Source organism: Flavobacterium segetis (genome assembly GCF_900129575.1).
Taxonomy (GTDB): Bacteria; Bacteroidota; Bacteroidia; order Flavobacteriales; family Flavobacteriaceae; genus Flavobacterium; species Flavobacterium segetis.
The window spans coordinates 158,546-174,808 of sequence record NZ_FQWE01000002.1; the positions used below are offsets into that span (position 1 = coordinate 158,546).

At 33.6% G+C, this 16,263-nt stretch carries 13 protein-coding genes; 2 read left to right on the plus strand and 11 right to left on the minus strand.

The genetic code is table 11. The features are described from left to right. Window positions 1-4: 4 nt before the first annotated feature. Window positions 5-2,755 carry a peptidase associated/transthyretin-like domain-containing protein gene (locus BUA99_RS02970; protein ID WP_072988094.1) on the minus strand — a complete coding sequence of 917 codons (2,751 nt, stop codon included), beginning with the start codon at window positions 2,753-2,755 and terminating at the stop codon, window positions 5-7. A 39-nt stretch (window positions 2,756-2,794) separates the two neighbouring features. Next, a complete protein-coding gene (locus BUA99_RS02975; RefSeq protein WP_072988097.1) occupies window positions 2,795-3,703 on the minus strand; it encodes a GLPGLI family protein in 909 nt (302 codons plus the stop codon). Window positions 3,704-3,816: 113 nt separating this feature from the next. Between BUA99_RS02975 and BUA99_RS02980 the strand changes: the two genes are divergently transcribed. After that, window positions 3,817-4,608, plus strand: a complete 792-nt coding sequence (locus BUA99_RS02980; protein ID WP_072988099.1) for a hypothetical protein — start codon at window positions 3,817-3,819, stop codon at window positions 4,606-4,608. Further along, window positions 4,608-5,222 (plus strand): deoxynucleoside kinase, encoded by a 615-nt coding sequence (locus BUA99_RS02985; protein ID WP_072988101.1) that lies wholly within the window; start codon window positions 4,608-4,610, stop codon window positions 5,220-5,222. The genes BUA99_RS02980 and BUA99_RS02985 overlap by 1 nt, the downstream gene beginning before the upstream one ends. Before the next feature lie 217 nt (window positions 5,223-5,439). On the opposite strand, the gene BUA99_RS02990 is transcribed toward BUA99_RS02985, so the two are convergent. The 9 genes from BUA99_RS02990 to BUA99_RS03030 form a co-directional block, all read right to left on the minus strand. Beyond that, a complete protein-coding gene (locus BUA99_RS02990) occupies window positions 5,440-7,803 on the minus strand; it encodes a sodium-translocating pyrophosphatase (protein ID WP_072988104.1) in 2,364 nt (787 codons plus the stop codon). A 112-nt stretch (window positions 7,804-7,915) separates the two neighbouring features. Continuing rightward, a complete protein-coding gene (locus BUA99_RS02995; protein WP_072988106.1) occupies window positions 7,916-8,446 on the minus strand; it encodes an inorganic diphosphatase in 531 nt (176 codons plus the stop codon). A 108-nt stretch (window positions 8,447-8,554) separates the two neighbouring features. Further along, window positions 8,555-9,157, minus strand: coding sequence for a DNA-3-methyladenine glycosylase family protein (locus BUA99_RS03000; protein ID WP_072988109.1), 603 nt, complete (start codon window positions 9,155-9,157; stop codon window positions 8,555-8,557). Window positions 9,158-9,268: 111 nt separating this feature from the next. Then, a complete protein-coding gene (locus tag BUA99_RS03005) occupies window positions 9,269-11,755 on the minus strand; it encodes a DUF5686 family protein (RefSeq protein WP_072988112.1) in 2,487 nt (828 codons plus the stop codon). Window positions 11,756-11,887: 132 nt separating this feature from the next. Beyond that, the gene (locus BUA99_RS03010; RefSeq protein WP_072988115.1) at window positions 11,888-12,868 is read right to left on the minus strand and encodes a pyruvate dehydrogenase complex E1 component subunit beta; all 981 of its coding nucleotides are present in this window, start codon (window positions 12,866-12,868) and stop codon (window positions 11,888-11,890) included. 1,149 nt (window positions 12,869-14,017) lie between these two features. Continuing rightward, the gene (locus BUA99_RS03015) at window positions 14,018-14,635 is read right to left on the minus strand and encodes an RHS repeat domain-containing protein (protein WP_234972892.1); all 618 of its coding nucleotides are present in this window, start codon (window positions 14,633-14,635) and stop codon (window positions 14,018-14,020) included. Then, entirely contained in the window at window positions 14,616-15,227 is a 612-nt protein-coding gene (locus BUA99_RS03020) for a hypothetical protein (protein WP_072988121.1), read from the minus strand. The genes BUA99_RS03015 and BUA99_RS03020 overlap by 20 nt, the downstream gene beginning before the upstream one ends. Then, window positions 15,187-15,906: a hypothetical protein gene (locus tag BUA99_RS03025; protein ID WP_072988124.1), complete on the minus strand. Its 720-nt coding sequence runs from the start codon at window positions 15,904-15,906 to the stop codon at window positions 15,187-15,189. Before BUA99_RS03025 ends, BUA99_RS03020 begins: the two co-directional genes overlap by 41 nt. Next, entirely contained in the window at window positions 15,893-16,255 is a 363-nt protein-coding gene (locus BUA99_RS03030) for a hypothetical protein (protein ID WP_072988126.1), read from the minus strand. Before BUA99_RS03030 ends, BUA99_RS03025 begins: the two co-directional genes overlap by 14 nt. Window positions 16,256-16,263 lie beyond the last annotated feature (8 nt).

Sequence of the window (16,263 nt, forward strand, 5' to 3'; positions counted from 1 at the left end):
TTTTCTAAATATTATACTTCAAAATAAAAGTCACAAATCGCGGTAAAATAACACTTTCATTCGCGTTGTAACCATTTACATTAAAAGTATTATTTAATCTTGATCTTGTATTAAGCAGGTTGTTTGCTTGAATCCTATACTCAAACTTGCTATCTTTTTTTAAATAATTTAAACTAGCGGTCATAATTTTGAAATTATTAGCAACGCCTGTTGTCTCATTTTTAAATCGGTTAAAAGAATAATCCCAGTTAATATTTAAACCATTTAAGAAATAATAATTCAATTTTATAGTTGGCGACTGAGTGGTAAAAAGCGTACTGGCTTGCTTTGAAAAATTTATTCGGTACCCTAAATCTATATTTGGATATTTTTTAAATTGCGTCGCTAGTGCCGCGTTGTAGCCATGATTTACGTTCTCAATATCTTGAATAAATTCTTGGACGTCACCACTTACTAATCTTCGATTTAAAACGAAATTTTTATTCCAACTCGCATTAAACCCACCTGTTACTTTATAATATTTTTTAAAACTTTTAGAATAGAATAAGTTACCGTTTAAATTCTCATTTTTAGCATCTAGATTTAGTCGGTCTGAGGTAGAGTAAATACTTTGAAATAATATCCCGTTTACGACCGGATTTTGGGTAGTTGTATATCCTAAGCTTCCAAAAATTGTTGTAAAATTGTATAGATTGTATTTAGAATAGGCCAGTCTGTTTGTGGTGACTAAAGAATTTTCTAATTGCGAATTCCCTCTCGCAATACTATTAAAATTAGTAAATACATATCCTTCAACTAAGGAATTTACATCATTAAAGCCATTTTTTATATTGAAGTTATAAGTAAAATTCTCTGATTTTTTCAAATCCCATCTCGCAAACATATCTGGTAAAAATCGATTGAAATTTAATTTAAAAGGGTTGCTAAATTGTGAATTATTAGTATTGTACTGATGCAGCGCAAATCCAGGATTGAATGTAAACTTACCCATGATAAACTTATAATGCAATCCTAAAAAAACATCATTAAAACGATATCTTACATCGTTATTGTACGCATCTTGCTCAATAGAATTTATAGTATTGTTTTGTAAAATTTGTAAAATACTTGAATTATAACTTTGAAACGCATTTGTATTTCCTACAGTTACGTTAAATATACTTTTATTAGAAACTTGATAGTAATAATCAACTTTAGCATCAATTTTATTTGTTTTTACAAATCTAGATTGCTGGATTTCTAAAGAATTTTCATTAACAAAAATATTAGAAGGGTCATCAGGATTTGATGAGTTGCTATTTTGGTATGGATTAACTGAGAGTTGAGGATTATAAAATGGATCTTCATCCTCATATTGATGTTGTATCTCTAAAACCCAAGTGTTCTTTGGATTTTGAGTATAAAATAAATTTAAACTTTGATTAAATGCTACTGGATTTTGTTTCTGGAACGAAATTATAGAATTGGAACTATTAAAAGAGCCTCCATTATTTATCGAATTAAAATTGGATTGACTGTTTTCATTTTCTTCTTGTCCATTTTTTCTGAAGAACACATCGTAATCAAGCTGGAATTTATCATTGCCCTTATACTTCGAACCAAGTTTTGCAATAAATGCATTATTCCTGGAGTCAGTTTTATTATTTCTGTTCTCAAGAGTTGCAATTTCAGTAGTATTAGGTTGAAAAATCGCTCTTTCAGAATTAGTAATAGAGCGATTAAACGTAGCGGAATATGCTGCGAATCCTGTTACATTCCATTTCTTTGAAAAAGATTGATTTATATTTATAGTTCCAAATTTATCACTTGCCTTAGCCACATTATCACCACCAGAAAGACCAAAGAAGTTTCGATTGAGCGCTAATGTGGTACCGCTTCTACCAATTGTGTTTCTGGCACCACCTGTAATTCTAAAAAAATCTGCCGAGGTTAATGAAACTTCTCCAATATTATTTAAATTTACGATCGAATTTATACTTGTTTTAGGTGAATAGTAGAATAATTTGGGATTAATAATATATCCGTTGCCATTAGCTAAACCAGCACTTGCATCCCCAAACCAAAACTTATCTTTCCCTTTTTTAAGTTTTATATTTAAAGCAATATCATCATTATTATTTTCAAGACCTTTCATTTGCGAAACTTCATTAAAATTGTGCATGACTTGAATTTTATCTACAGCATCTGAAGGAATATTTTTAGAACCTAACTTCGTATCTCCGTCCATAAATGGTTTTCCGTCTACAAATAGCTTCGCTACTTTTTTACCCTCTACTTGAATTTGTCCATCAGCCATGACTTCAAACCCCGGCAATTTCTTAAAAACATCCTCTAATTTTCGCTCTTCGCCTGTTTTAAATGAATCAGCGTTATAAATAATAGTATCGCCTTTAATGGAAACGGGCATTTCGCGCACAATTTCAACACCACCTAATTCAATGCCACCAGCTTCCATTGTGATGTTTTGCAGCATGTTTTCTGCTTGAGTGGTGATGGTTATTTCTTTGTTCTGCATTCCAAGGTAACTCAACTTAATAATATAGATAGTATTTGGCTTTAGGTTCAAAATGTACTTCCCTTTGTCAGAAGTTATTGCATAACCATCCATAGCTTTTGTAGCTTGGTTGACTGCCATTACATTGGCCATTTCTAAGGGCATTTTTTCATTATCTAAAACCAACCCTTCAAATCGAATATTTTGTGAATAAGAGATAGAAGCTAAAAGTACCGTCATAAAAAAGAGGATATTCTTCATTTTATAAATTATGTTTTTAAAAATTGGGATGAATTGCTTTTACCCTCCAAATCGCATTGGTATTCCACTATTTGCTCCACGACCTTGATTCATTTCTCTAAATTCCTGCATCTTTTTGATTACTGTTTCATCGTAGTCCTTTTGAGAAATGACTTTACCTTTAGTCGAAGCTTTAATATCGACTCTATCTTTCGAGTTCATAATTACTTTAGAGCATAACGTAATCGTCTTGCCATCATTTACTTCTAATATTAAACCTGGCAATCCCCAATACCCTTCTGGACCTTGACTTACTGGGATTTCTGGAGTGTACCATGCGGTAATCGTAATTTCTTTGGGAAGTTCAATAGCATCCATAAAATTAGTTTTCTTTTCATCAGCAGGTTTGGCAGATTCTTTTTTAACATCTTCCTTCTTGTCCTCTTCTTTTTTAGGTCGGAAATTTCTAAAGTCACTCGTACTTGGCGCTTTAATAGCAGTGGCTTTGTAACAAGTATAACCGCCAATCATTCTAGTTTCAGATTCCAATTTCCATTTTAAATTGGTCAAAGAGTCCTTTACTAAAAATTCTTTTCCCATAAATTCCTTATCTACGGTATACATTTTTTCTTTTACATTTTTATATAAAGTTCCGCCACCGCCCGTCATAGAACTCATCATTCGCATACCAGCGCCTGCCTGTGCCGAAGCTTCTAGCTTTTCCTCCTCTTTATAGATTGAAGCCGACTTATTAAAATTAAGTACAAATGTTTTTTCGAACATTTTCTTCATTCTTTCCTCGATCATTTTTTGCATATCAGGAGTCATATTTTTATTACCTTCCATTCTTGACTTAAAATCAGAAGTACTGGTCTTAGATTCGTATATTGCCAGTCCCTGAAATTCTTGAGCTTGAAGTCCCATAAATGATGTTACTATTAACGCTAATATGAAAATTATTTTATACATAATATGATATTTTTATAAATTGGTATTAAAAATACTGATTTTGTTACAACGATTCTGTTAAAAATTAATAAGACTATCAAAATCGTAATTGGTTTAATCGTAATTTTGCTATTATGAAAAAAATAATGTTTTTATTGTTTCTAATTTCTTTTGCCATTGGATCGAGTCAAAATTTAAATCTTAAAGCCATTAAAAAAAGCTTGATTTCTTTCACAGCTGATGAATTTTTAGGTTACGATCAATTTGGTTTTTATTACACACTCGACAACAATGTTTTTTCTAAAATTAGTGAGCAAGAAACTTTTCAATATAAAAATGTTTCATTAGGCAAAATCGCAAAAGTTGACCTTCAAAATCCGCTTAAAATTGTTTTATTCTATGAAAACTTTAATACCATTGTTACTTTAGACAATCAATTAAATGAAAGTCAAAAAATTAATTTTTCAGAAAGTAGCATTCCAATAGTTGTTACAGCAATTGGGTTATCAGCACAAAATAAACTTTGGATTTCTAATAGCATGAATCAGCAATTAGGATTGTATGATTATTTAAATAATAATTACAATACAATTTCAGTTCCTTTTATAGAGCCAAGTAAAATTTATTCCTCTGATTTTAATAATTTTTATTGGATTGATGCAAAAAATAATTTTTATAGCTGCGATGTTTTTGGGAAAGTAACTTTTATAGAGTTAATTCCTGACTTTGAATCAATTTCAATTATCAATGAAAATAAATTTTTATATTCAAAAAACGCAGTAATAATTCTGCGCGATATAGAAAAAGACAAAAATTATCAAATTGAAATTTCAGAAAAATCGTTTGAAAAATTTTATTATAGAGACCAAATTTTATCTATTTTTACAATCGAAGGAATTACAAATTATAAAATCACAATACCGTAATGCACATAGCAATAGCAGGGAACATAGGTTCAGGAAAGACTACTTTAACACGCTTATTAGCTAAACAGTTTAAATGGGAACCGCATTACGAAGATGTAGTTGACAATCCTTACTTGGATGATTTTTACCATCAAATGGAACGCTGGTCGTTTAACTTACAAATTTATTTCTTGAATAGTCGTTTTCGTCAAGTGATGCAAATTCGTGAAAGCGGTAAAAAAATTATTCAAGATCGCACCATTTATGAAGATGCTCATATTTTTGCACCAAATCTTTATGCAATGGGTTTAATGACCAATAGAGATTTTCAAAATTATTCCTCTTTATTTGAATTAATGGAATCTACGGTAAAACCACCAGATTTGTTAATCTACTTACGAAGTTCAATTCCAAATCTTGTGGGACAAATTCATAAAAGAGGCCGCGAGTATGAAAACTCTATTTCAATTGAATATTTGAGCCGTTTGAACGAGCGTTATGAAGGATGGATAGAAACGTATGATAAAGGAAAACTGATGATTATAGATGTAGACAATATCAATTTCGTAGATGATCCTGAAGATTTAGGAACTATTTTTAATAGAATTGACGCAGAGCTGAATGGGTTGTTTTAGAATAATCTATCCTACACTGAAAATTGCTGAGTTCCTTAAAAATATAGTACAATAAATAATAAATTTAATGAAACACTTAAATAAACATTCATCCACTACAAATAATTTTTTGTAGATCTACGAAATTAATAAAAATGCCTCACTCATAATTTCTAGAGTGAGGCATTTTTTATAAACCTACGTCAAAGCTTTAAACTTTGTTAATGGTTATCTCTTGTTATTTTAAAGCATCAATTTTTGCTTGAACTTCAGCATCAGTTCCTTCAAAATTTTGAACTTCTTGTTTACCGTTAATTGTAGTCGTAACTGTTGCCGTTACTTTTCCATCAATATTTGATTTTTCTATAGCTACTTCTTTAGAACTAATTTCTGTTGCTACTGAATTTTCAGAAATTGTAGGACTACCTTCTCCTAAAATTGGAGCAATGACTAAACCTATTAAACAAGTCAATTTAATTAAAATGTTCATCGATGGCCCAGAAGTATCTTTGAATGGATCACCTACAGTATCACCAGTTACAGCCGCTTTATGCGCATCAGAACCTTTAAAAGTCATTTCGCCATTGATTTCGACACCTGCTTCAAAAGATTTTTTTGCATTATCCCAAGCACCTCCAGCATTGTTTTGGAAAACAGCCCAAAGCACACCTGAAACAGTTACTCCAGCCATATAACCTCCTAACATTTCTGCTACTATTGAATTTCCTGTTCCGTAAATTAACAACCCTAATAGTACAATTAGAATTGGAAAACCAATCGTTAGAATTCCTGGCAACATCATTTCGCGTAAAGCCGCCTTTGTAGAAATTTCAACGCATTTTCCGTATTCTGGTTTTCCAGTTCCTTCCATAATTCCTGGAATTTCTTTGAACTGGCGACGCACTTCGTAAACCATGTCCATTGCAGCTTTTCCAACAGAATTCATCGCTAAGGCAGAAAAAACCACAGGAATCATTCCACCCACAAACAACATGGCTAATACCGGCGCTTTGAAAATATTGATACCGTCAATTCCTGTAAACGTTACATAAGCAGCAAATAAAGCTAGTGAAGTTAACGCAGCCGAAGCAATAGCAAAGCCTTTTCCTGTTGCTGCAGTTGTGTTACCCACTGAATCTAAAATATCTGTTCTTGTTCTCACCTCTTTTGGTAACTCGCTCATTTCAGCAATTCCTCCTGCGTTATCCGCTATAGGTCCAAAAGCATCTATTGCTAATTGCATTGCAGTAGTTGCCATCATTGCTGAAGCAGCTAATGCGACACCATAAAATCCTGCTAAAGCGTACGTTGACCATATTGCAGCTGCAAATAATAAAACGGTTGGAAAAGTAGAAATCATTCCTGTTGCTAAACCAGCAATTACGTTTGTTCCAGCACCAGTTGATGATTTTTGCACAATTGCCATTACTGGTTTTGTACCTAATCCTGTATAATATTCTGTTACTGACGAAATAGCACCGCCAACAAATAAACCTATTAATGAAGCATAAAATACTCTCATTGAAGAAATTTCTTTTAATCCTTCTCCAAAGAATTCCATATTCATGGTTGTTGGCAACATCCATTGAATTAAGAAGAAGCAAGCGATTGCGGTTAAAGCAATAGAAACCCAATTACCCATATTTAAGGCACTTTGCACTTCTTTTTCTTTAGCATCATCAGAAGAAATTTTAACAATCATAGTCCCAATAATGGAAAATAATATTCCGAAACCGGCAATTGCCATTGGAAGTAAGATTGGTCCAATTCCACCAAAACCTTCACTCATAATATTTCCACCCATGTCTTTAATCACATAGTTTCCTAAAACCATTGCTGCTAAAACTGTTGCTACATATGAACCAAATAAATCGGCACCCATTCCAGCAACGTCTCCAACATTGTCACCAACATTATCTGCAATAGTCGCGGGATTCCTTGGATCATCTTCTGGAATACCAGCTTCTACTTTACCAACTAAATCTGCTCCAACATCGGCAGCTTTAGTGTAAATCCCACCACCTACTCTTGCAAATAAAGCAATTGATTCAGCTCCTAAAGAGAATCCAGCTAATGTTTCTAAAACGATTGTCATGGTTTCTGTGTCTTTCCACACACCACCTGAAAGGATTTGAAATAAAATTATAAAGAAAGCTGTTAAACCAAGAACTGCTAGGCCAGCAACTCCTAAACCCATAACGGTTCCACCACCAAAAGAAACTTTTAGTGCTTGTGATAAACTTGTACGAGCAGCTTGTGTAGTACGAACGTTTGTTTTAGTTGCGATTTTCATTCCCATATTTCCAGCCCAAGCCGAAAATATAGCTCCAAATACAAAAGCAACAACAATTAATAAGTGTGTTTTAACTCCGGGAATGAATGTAATTCCAGCTAAAACAAAACTTGCTCCAATAACAAAGAAAGTTAGTAATCTGTATTCTGCTTTTAGGAAAGCTAAAGCACCTTCATAAATATAATCTGAAATTTCTTTCATTTTACCGTCTCCAGCATCTTGCTTTAAAACCCATGCTCTTTTATACATCATAAAAAGAAGGCCAATTATTGCCATGATTATTGGCACATAAATCATTATTGAATCCATAATTCTAATTTGGTTTTTAGTTATAATTATCTAACCTAGGAAACGAAAATAAACAAAAAAAGCAATACTCTTGACGGAGTATTGCTTTTTTTATACAAATCTTGAAAATTATTTACTTAATACTAAATAATCCTTCTGGTTTGTTTTCAATTTGATCAAAACGTTCTGTACATTTCTTAATAATATCATAAGCTTCGTGAACATCTCCCCAACCACCAACATCTACACTTTTATTTTCTAAGTCTTTGTAAACTTGAAAGAAGTGTTCAATTTCTTTTAATAAATGCGGATTCATGTCAGATAAATCGTTTAGTGAATTCCAAATTGGGTCTGAAACGGGAACGCAAATCACTTTTTCATCTGGTCCTTTATCATCAGCCATGTGGAAAACACCTATCGGTTTAACTTCCATAACACAGCCTGGAAAAGTAGGCTCATTTACTAAAACTAGAACATCTAACGGATCTCCATCCAAAGCCAAAGTTTCAGGGATAAAACCGTAATCAGCAGGATACATCATTGAGGAAAATAACATTCTATCAAAACGCATTCTTTTTATTTCGAAATCATATTCATATTTATTTCTACTTCCTCTTGGTATTTCGATTAAAACATCGAAAGTTATTAATTTGTCTGCCGTCATTTTTCTTTTTCTTTTCTATAATTAAGGGTGCAAAAGTAGGTAATCTATCTCTTTTTTACAATAAAATGTTTGATGCGAATAAAGTTCACAAAAGTCCGTATGTAAGTTCTAATACTCCACCGTTCTATTGCGCTTTTTAAGATAATAGTGCCATAGTAAAAAGGTTGCAAATGAGCGATAGGGACTCCAGTTTATAGCGTAGACCTCCATCTCTTCTTTACCGTGAAGATCAAGTAATTCTTTTATAGTATTTACCACCGCGACATCGCCCAATGGCAGAAGATCAGGTTCTTGTAAGCAAAACATTAAGTAAACATCAATGGTCCAGTTTCCTATTCCTTTTATTTTAATAAGTTGCTCTCGAACTTGCGATGCCGTTTGAGTTGCTAAGTTTTCTAAATCAATTTCGCGAGCTAATACAGCTGTCGCCAATGCTTTAATGTAAGTCGCTTTTTGACGGCTTACACCAAAATTCCTTAATTCCTCAGTTGAAATCGAAACTAAAACCTCAGGCTCAATGGCGTTTACGTTACTTTTTATTTTTGTGAATGTTGCTTTAGCAGAATCAATAGAAACTTGCTGCTCTAAGATTAGCAGCACTAAGGTTTCGAATCCTTGCGGTCGTCTGGGAATAGTAGGCAATCCAAATTGTTTCACAATAGTTTTGAAAATAATGTCCTTCTCTATCAAATAGTCAAAAGCGTGCTGCATAATCTACTGGATTTTAAGCTTGAATGGAAAGAGTATCCTTTTTAAAAAGTAATTTGTAGGAACTGCAAAAAAAACAGCTGATTTCTCTTGCAAATTCGGAAAAAATAGCTTCTAAAAATTGAAACCAAAGGATCCTTTTACTGTAAAACGATTTGTATCTGGAACATTTAGATAGTTCCCTCGCCACGCAAAGTCAATACGGAATAACTTAAAAATATTCCCAATGCCTGCGCTATATTCCCAATATCCTTTTTCGGGCGCATTATATACTAAACCGGATGCATTTACCGCGCGATTTGCATCAGAAATAGTACCATAAACTCCTTTCACTGAAACGATTTCTCTCCAATTAAGTTTGCGCATAAATGGAATTCTAGAAAAAAGACGACCACTAAAATTATGATTCCATTGCAACGTTGCATATTGATCAGAGACAAATTCATAAAAATTTAGATTGCTAAAAGTGTTCTCTATTGTAAAGAAAGTTTGATTTCCAGGTATCACACTCATCAATCCTAAGGGAACGGTACCAAAAGTTTTTCCAACCTCAACAATAATGTTGCTGCGACCTAATGGACCTATAATTATAGGCTGTTTATAATATAATTGTAATTTATCGTATTGAAAATCACTATCTAACAAGCCCTTAAAACCATGACTATAATTTACAAAAAATCGAGTGTAGGGACTATCTACATTCTCTCTTTCGACAGCAAATCCAATTGTTTTTCTTTTAGGAGTATATTCAACTTGAAGGCTAACTTCTGACTGTTTTACGTCACTTTTAGTAACTCCATTAGCAATATCTGTAAAATAATCGAGACTAAAAGTGGGTGAAGCCGACTCAAGTGTGCGATAAGAAAAACCGGTTTGGAAGGTCAAATTTTTAACGGGTTCCATTTCTACAGCCACGTTACTTAAATTGATATTAGTCAATTTTCCGTTGCTTCCCGATGAGAATACAGAGGAAGACGCAAAACTTCTACCTAAAATATCATAGGTTGTAGTTAGACTCGCGCCTATTTGCTCAATATCACGTCTATTTCCACCAGATAAAATAATTCGATTCTTTTTATCTACCATCCATTTTCCAGAAAATCCGTATTTAAATTTATCATCTTTAAAACCATAAGCTGTGTAACCTTGAAGTCTCCAGGAATCACTTGTTCCAAAATAGGTTCGACCACCTACTCGCAATCGTGCACCTTCAACAACATTATATCCAAATGTGGAGAAAATAGGTCCATAATCGAAATTGCCATATTGGATAAAACCACTCGCTAAAACTTGAACGGTGCTGTATATCTGTTTGAATCGCTTGACGGTTTGTAATGTATCAAGCATTTTGTAAACACCTATTTCATCCTTAGATAAGTTCTCAAAGCGATTGTCATCCCAATATTCATCTGACTTATTATAGACTTCAGGATCCATATAATTGACCTCATCTTTATAAAAAGATGTTGGTTTTTCTATATTAAATTTATGATCTCTAAAATAAGAGGTCCGTTTTCCATAAATTCCCTTCGACTTTTCTTTTTTGTTTAAAGCAAAATCAGACATTAAATAATCCTTAGTCAATAGAAAAACAGAGTCGCTGACTACTTCAAATTCTTGTTCTAAATAGATATCCTTAACCCAGTTTATATTAGCACTTTTAGTCACTGCTAAATTAATTTTTTTGATTGCGTATGTAGAATCGTTTACCCAAAAATCACCTTTAAAAGTAAGTTCATTTTTACGTCTTGGATAAAAAACAATATTGTAACACCATTTTTTATCAATAAAAGCGCTATCTCTCAGGACATAATTATAAACATCAATACCCGTTTTAGAGAGTGGACTTGTAAAACTTTTGTCAAAAAAAGTTAGGTAATTATCATAAATATCATAGTTAGAATACAAGTCTTTTACAAAACTTAAAATTTGCTGATTTCCATTAAAACCGGATGTTTTACTAGCTTTTAATTTTTCTTTTACTTTTTTCAATTTCAAATCACCATAGACATCTGCCAATGTTTCATTTACAAAAATGGGCAAGTAGGTTTTACCAGTAATTTTTGAAGTGTCCATTTTGTTAAAAATAAATTCCATTCCGTTGAACAACTTACTTTTCATAAAAGCACTATCAATAGAATTCAAATCAAATTCTATTTTTTCGTATTTTTCTAACTGATATTGATTAAATAAATAGAGCCCATTTTTTCTTTTTTTCTCCCAAATTTTTCTCAGGATATCTAAAGCTGGGTTATTTTTTTTTGAGGTTTTACCGGTGTAAATGACAACTTCATTTAAACTTTCAGCTCCGCTTAACTGAATTTTCATGTTGTAAGTTGCTAATTTATCTAAAGTAACTTCACGCTCAGAATACCCAACAGAGGAAATTAACAAAACAGGATATGTTTTAGAAGATTCGAGATAAAACAAACCATCTTCATTTGCTACAATTCCTTCACTGGAATTTTTAAAAACTACAGTAGCAAATGGAATTGGCTGGTTTTGCTTATCTAGTACAACACCACTCACTTTAGTTTGTGCGAATATTGTTGTCGTGAAAAACATCACAAAATACAGGAAAAATAAGAAATTGCTTTTCATAATTATTCAAAAAAAAAAACTTCATCAAATACTCATTGATGAAGTTTCAAATATAGTTAATAAACGCTTTTGATTAATCAATCTTATCAGCTGAAATTATTAAATTTCTCTTCAATCAATTATCAAATATTATTACTTTTTATACATTACTTTTTTTACTGCTTTAATTACATCATTTGAATTTGGCAACCACTCTTTTAGTAATACTGGAGAGTAAGGCGCTGGGGTATCAGCTGTTGTAATACGTTGTATAGGCGCATCAAGAAAGTCAAAAGCACGCTCTTGAACAATATACGTTATCTCTGAAGCTACACTAGCAAACGGCCAAGCTTCTTCAAGAACAACTAAGCGATTTGTTTTTCGAACAGAGGTTAAAATCGCATCATAATCCATAGGACGAACAGTTCTTAAGTCGATAATTTCACAAGAAATTCCTTCTTTCGCTAATTCGTCAGCAGCAATGTGAGCCTCTTTGATAATTTTTCCAAAAGAAACGATCGTTACATCAGTACCTTCACGTTTAATATCAGCAACTCCAAGTGGAATAATATATTCACCATCTGGCACTTCGCCCTTGTCGCCGTACATTTGCTCTGATTCCATAAATATTACAGGATCATTATCACGAATTGCAGCTTTCAACAACCCCTTAGCATCATAAACTGTAGATGGAACAACTACTTTAAGACCCGGTGTGTTTGCAAACCAGTTTTCCAATGCTTGAGAGTGTGTAGCTCCTAATTGTCCTGCAGAAGCTGTAGGACCACGAAAAACAATAGGAACATTAAATTGTCCACCTGTCATTTGGCGCATTTTAGCAGCGTTGTTGATGATTTGGTCAATACCCACTAAACAAAAGTTGAATGTCATATATTCCACAATAGGTCTACAACCATTCATAGCTGATCCTACGGCAATACCTGTAAAACCTAGCTCAGCGATAGGAGTATCAATAACTCTTTTCTCACCAAATTCAGCAAGCATTCCTTTAGACGCTTTGTAAGCACCATTATATTCTGCAACTTCCTCGCCCATTAAATATATAGATTCGTCATGACGCATTTCCTCACTCATCGCTTCGCAAATGGCTTCTCTAAATTGTATCGTTCTCATATTATTATGTTGTAAGTGTCTAATTTTTCGAACAGCAAAATTAATTATTTTAAATCACTTTAAAGCATAAAATTAATTAAAATAATCATGCCACCTTTGGTGTTATTTTAAGCGACAATTTTACTTCTATTACGAATTTGAAACTCGCTAAAGTGGTGCTGTCAAATGTTTACAATTCTTTGAAATTTTATTCAGCGTTCTCTTCTATTTAGTGTCGAGTAAGAATTAATTGTCTGCACCTATTGTAATTTACAATGGTCGTATTAGAGTATCCTTTTTAAATTTGGTAATAGTACATGCCATCTTCAAAACACTTTTTTTATTGATTGTAAAGTAGGAATAAGTCCACTGGCACACAAAGAAAGATCGATATGATAATAGCTTGCTCGTTTGCGCAAATGTTTTGATTGCGGATAGTACTTTTTATGATCTGCTCTCCATCCTAGGCATAAGTGAGATATAAATATTTATTGTAGGAGCTATTTCCAGCTATCATTCCAATCTTGTTTGTCCGCCGCGGCGAATAAAAAAGGATTTTCCCTTCTATCTGGGCTAGGGTTTTCGGCTTCATAAAGAACTATTTTATGAGAATTGTTCATTAATTTTCAAAATTACTTTCTGAATTGAAACTTATATAACACAAAAACTAAACAATTATGCTTGGTTTTTCTTTGGTTTAATTGCTCAACTTTGTGGGCACGGATTGCAAATCCGCGCAATCGGGAGAACTATTTTATAAGAATTGTTCATTAATTTTCAAAATTACTTTCTGAATTGAAACTTATATAACACAAAAACTAAACAATTATACTTGGTTTTTCTTTGGTTTACTTGCTCAACTTTGTGGGCACGGATTGCAAATCCGCGCAATCGGGTTTCATAAAGAACTATTTTATGAGAATTGTTCATTAATTTTCAAAATTACTTTCTGAATTGAAACTTATATAACACAAAAACTAAACAATTATGCTTGGTTTTTCTTTGGTTTACTTGCTCAACTTTGTGGGCACGGATTGCAAATCCGCGCAATCGGGTTTTAGGAAAATTTTCTCTGTAAAACACAAAAAACCGAGCAAATTGCTCGGTTTTTTTATACTCATTTCTTACTTGCTTAACTTTGCGGGCACAGATTGCAAATATGCGCTATCGTTATCTACATAGCCGAGCGATCTGGGCTATCGTTGTCGACATATCCGAGCGATCAGGTTTATCAGATCCTGGATAATTATAATTATATTTATTCTGATTTAATGTTTCAGGATTTAATTTATCAATATTTACCTTATTGTCTTTCATGCTGGAATATAAAGTTTCGGATGCAGATTTAGTAAGGTCAGCATCTTTATCGTTTTTGTTTACATACTCCCTTAAAGTTTCAGCATTGTCTCCTTTGTCTTTAATTAGTACGTTTTTATTATTAGCGTCTTCATGCCAATCAGGAGCACGACCATCAGGATCTACAAATATTAAAGGATTATTAAAGCAAAAGTTATATGGCGACATACTAGGAAATTTTTCTGCCGGTGGATCAACATTTAGCCAAAGTGAGGTCTTCATATCCAGATACCTCGCCCCATAATAGCTAAGATTCGTTTCTCTATCCAATTCTTTTCCATTAAACAAATAAGGCGAAGAAAATGAGCTTACATGCTCCTCAAATAAAACCTCTCCAAAGGCTATGTACTCCACATGCTGGCTTATGCTTCCGTTTCGGGTGCTAATATACGAAGTGCTTCCCAAACGAAGTTCATCGAATACCAATGACAAATATAAACGAATGAGATAAATGATCAGGGTGAAAATAAAAAATTTCATTCTCTGGCAGTCCAATTCCTGTAAAACCTTCGGCGGCTTGCACCGTTTCAGGGTTTATGGGTGGGCCAAATTGTACCGGCGGTCCCGGCACTCCTCCTGGTTTATTGAAAATAGGATTTCGTGGCCAACCTTCTGGCGGTTCTTGGTTTTCTTCAACGGGTTTTAAAACTTCACTCGGGTAAGGATCGCCTGTATACTCGGGTGTGGCATAAATACCTTGTTGAGTAGGTGGTCCCGGTGGAACGCCTAAGCTTTTGACATAATTGTCTAGCGCTTTTTGTTCTGCTGCCGTTCGTTGAGTGTAATTCACACTTCCTGCGGTAATTTTTAGTGGTTGTGCAAAAGCTCCATTTCCTAGTTTGCTCACAATAGGCCCTAATCTTTCAAAATAATGTACATTAAATTTCCCTTTACTAATCACAAAATACGAGCTTAAATAATTTGTATAATCATCTCTATGAATAATGGCAACTGCCGTTTGACCGTTGATGGCTACGTTCTGGCTATCTCCACTGCTTTTTAGGTCTCTTTCGTCCGTTGTCATTGATTCCCATAAGTCGGTTTTCTTCGTCCCACGTCATTTTTCTAAAACTTTTATCTTCCGTATAGCTTGTTGGATTTCCGTTACCATCATAAACATACTCTCTTGGCTGCGTTTTACCTGCTTCAGTAATTTTATTTGGAGCATTCGGATGTGCCTCATTATCGTAATTATAATCTAAAACATAGCCTTTTTGTTCGTTGTTGACCGTATGTAACAAGTCTTTCTTGGTGATGTTGTGCATTTTGTTATAGCTCATGTTCAGCTCATAACTCGCTTTGGTAAACTCCCCTTGATAGGTTGCTTTTACACTCTTTAAGGGGTAAAAATCATCGTATTGGTAATCGTGGTTGGAAGTTCCTCCCAAAGTGTTATTGATAATAGGAGCGCTATTTTTGATATTCAATACATTTCCAACCAAATCATAGCCGTAAGAATTGTTCATTATTTGCCTCGCGCCACTTTTGGCTTGCAGTTGCTGCAATCGGCGCATCGTTGGATCATAGGTATAATCCGTTTCGGTATCGTTTCCATATTTCAAATACTTACGTTGCTCAAACTCATCGTACGCCAATTGTTTGATATAATCGTAGGTATGACTTTCTTTTTTTCCGTGCATGCTTTGCAAGTTTCCTGCTTGATTATAAGCATAATTGACTACTTCGCCATCAATGTAAGTCATTTTTTGGATGCGGTTCAAAGTATCTTATTTGAACTGCGAAATATAGGTTTGTAAAACCGTTGAGTTTAATTACTACATTTCTTCTTTTGACATCCGTTTGCAATTGACTGATTTTGCACAATGCATCAGTTTGTGTTGTGAGCATCATAGGAACGCCATTGTAATTGTCCATTTTAAACAAAGTTGCATTGGCACTCCCATATGGTAAAGTTACTTTGACGGCACGACCTACCTCGTGATATTTCGTTGTTGTTGCAGTAACATTTGAGATGGGAGCACTAAAATCAGCCTTTATTGTGGTTGTTGGATAAGAACTAGATGTTGGACGACCCAAACCGTCATAAATCACTTTTCCAG

Excerpts from the sequence above, each read along its gene's own strand:
- BUA99_RS02970 (WP_072988094.1), bottom strand. The coding sequence starts at position 2,755 with ATGAAGAATATCCTCTTTTTTATGACGGTACTTTTAGCTTCTATCTCT.
- BUA99_RS02975 (WP_072988097.1), bottom strand. The coding sequence starts at position 3,703 with ATGTATAAAATAATTTTCATATTAGCGTTAATAGTAACATCATTTATG.
- BUA99_RS02980 (WP_072988099.1), top strand. The coding sequence starts at position 3,817 with ATGAAAAAAATAATGTTTTTATTGTTTCTAATTTCTTTTGCCATTGGA.
- BUA99_RS02985 (WP_072988101.1), top strand. The coding sequence starts at position 4,608 with ATGCACATAGCAATAGCAGGGAACATAGGTTCAGGAAAGACTACTTTA.
- BUA99_RS02990 (WP_072988104.1), bottom strand. The coding sequence starts at position 7,803 with ATGGATTCAATAATGATTTATGTGCCAATAATCATGGCAATAATTGGC.
- BUA99_RS02995 (WP_072988106.1), bottom strand. The coding sequence starts at position 8,446 with ATGACGGCAGACAAATTAATAACTTTCGATGTTTTAATCGAAATACCA.
- BUA99_RS03000 (WP_072988109.1), bottom strand. The coding sequence starts at position 9,157 with ATGCAGCACGCTTTTGACTATTTGATAGAGAAGGACATTATTTTCAAA.
- BUA99_RS03005 (WP_072988112.1), bottom strand. The coding sequence starts at position 11,755 with ATGAAAAGCAATTTCTTATTTTTCCTGTATTTTGTGATGTTTTTCACG.
- BUA99_RS03010 (WP_072988115.1), bottom strand. The coding sequence starts at position 12,868 with ATGAGAACGATACAATTTAGAGAAGCCATTTGCGAAGCGATGAGTGAG.
- BUA99_RS03020 (WP_072988121.1), bottom strand. The coding sequence starts at position 15,227 with ATGACAACGGACGAAAGAGACCTAAAAAGCAGTGGAGATAGCCAGAAC.
- BUA99_RS03025 (WP_072988124.1), bottom strand. The coding sequence starts at position 15,906 with ATGACTTACATTGATGGCGAAGTAGTCAATTATGCTTATAATCAAGCA.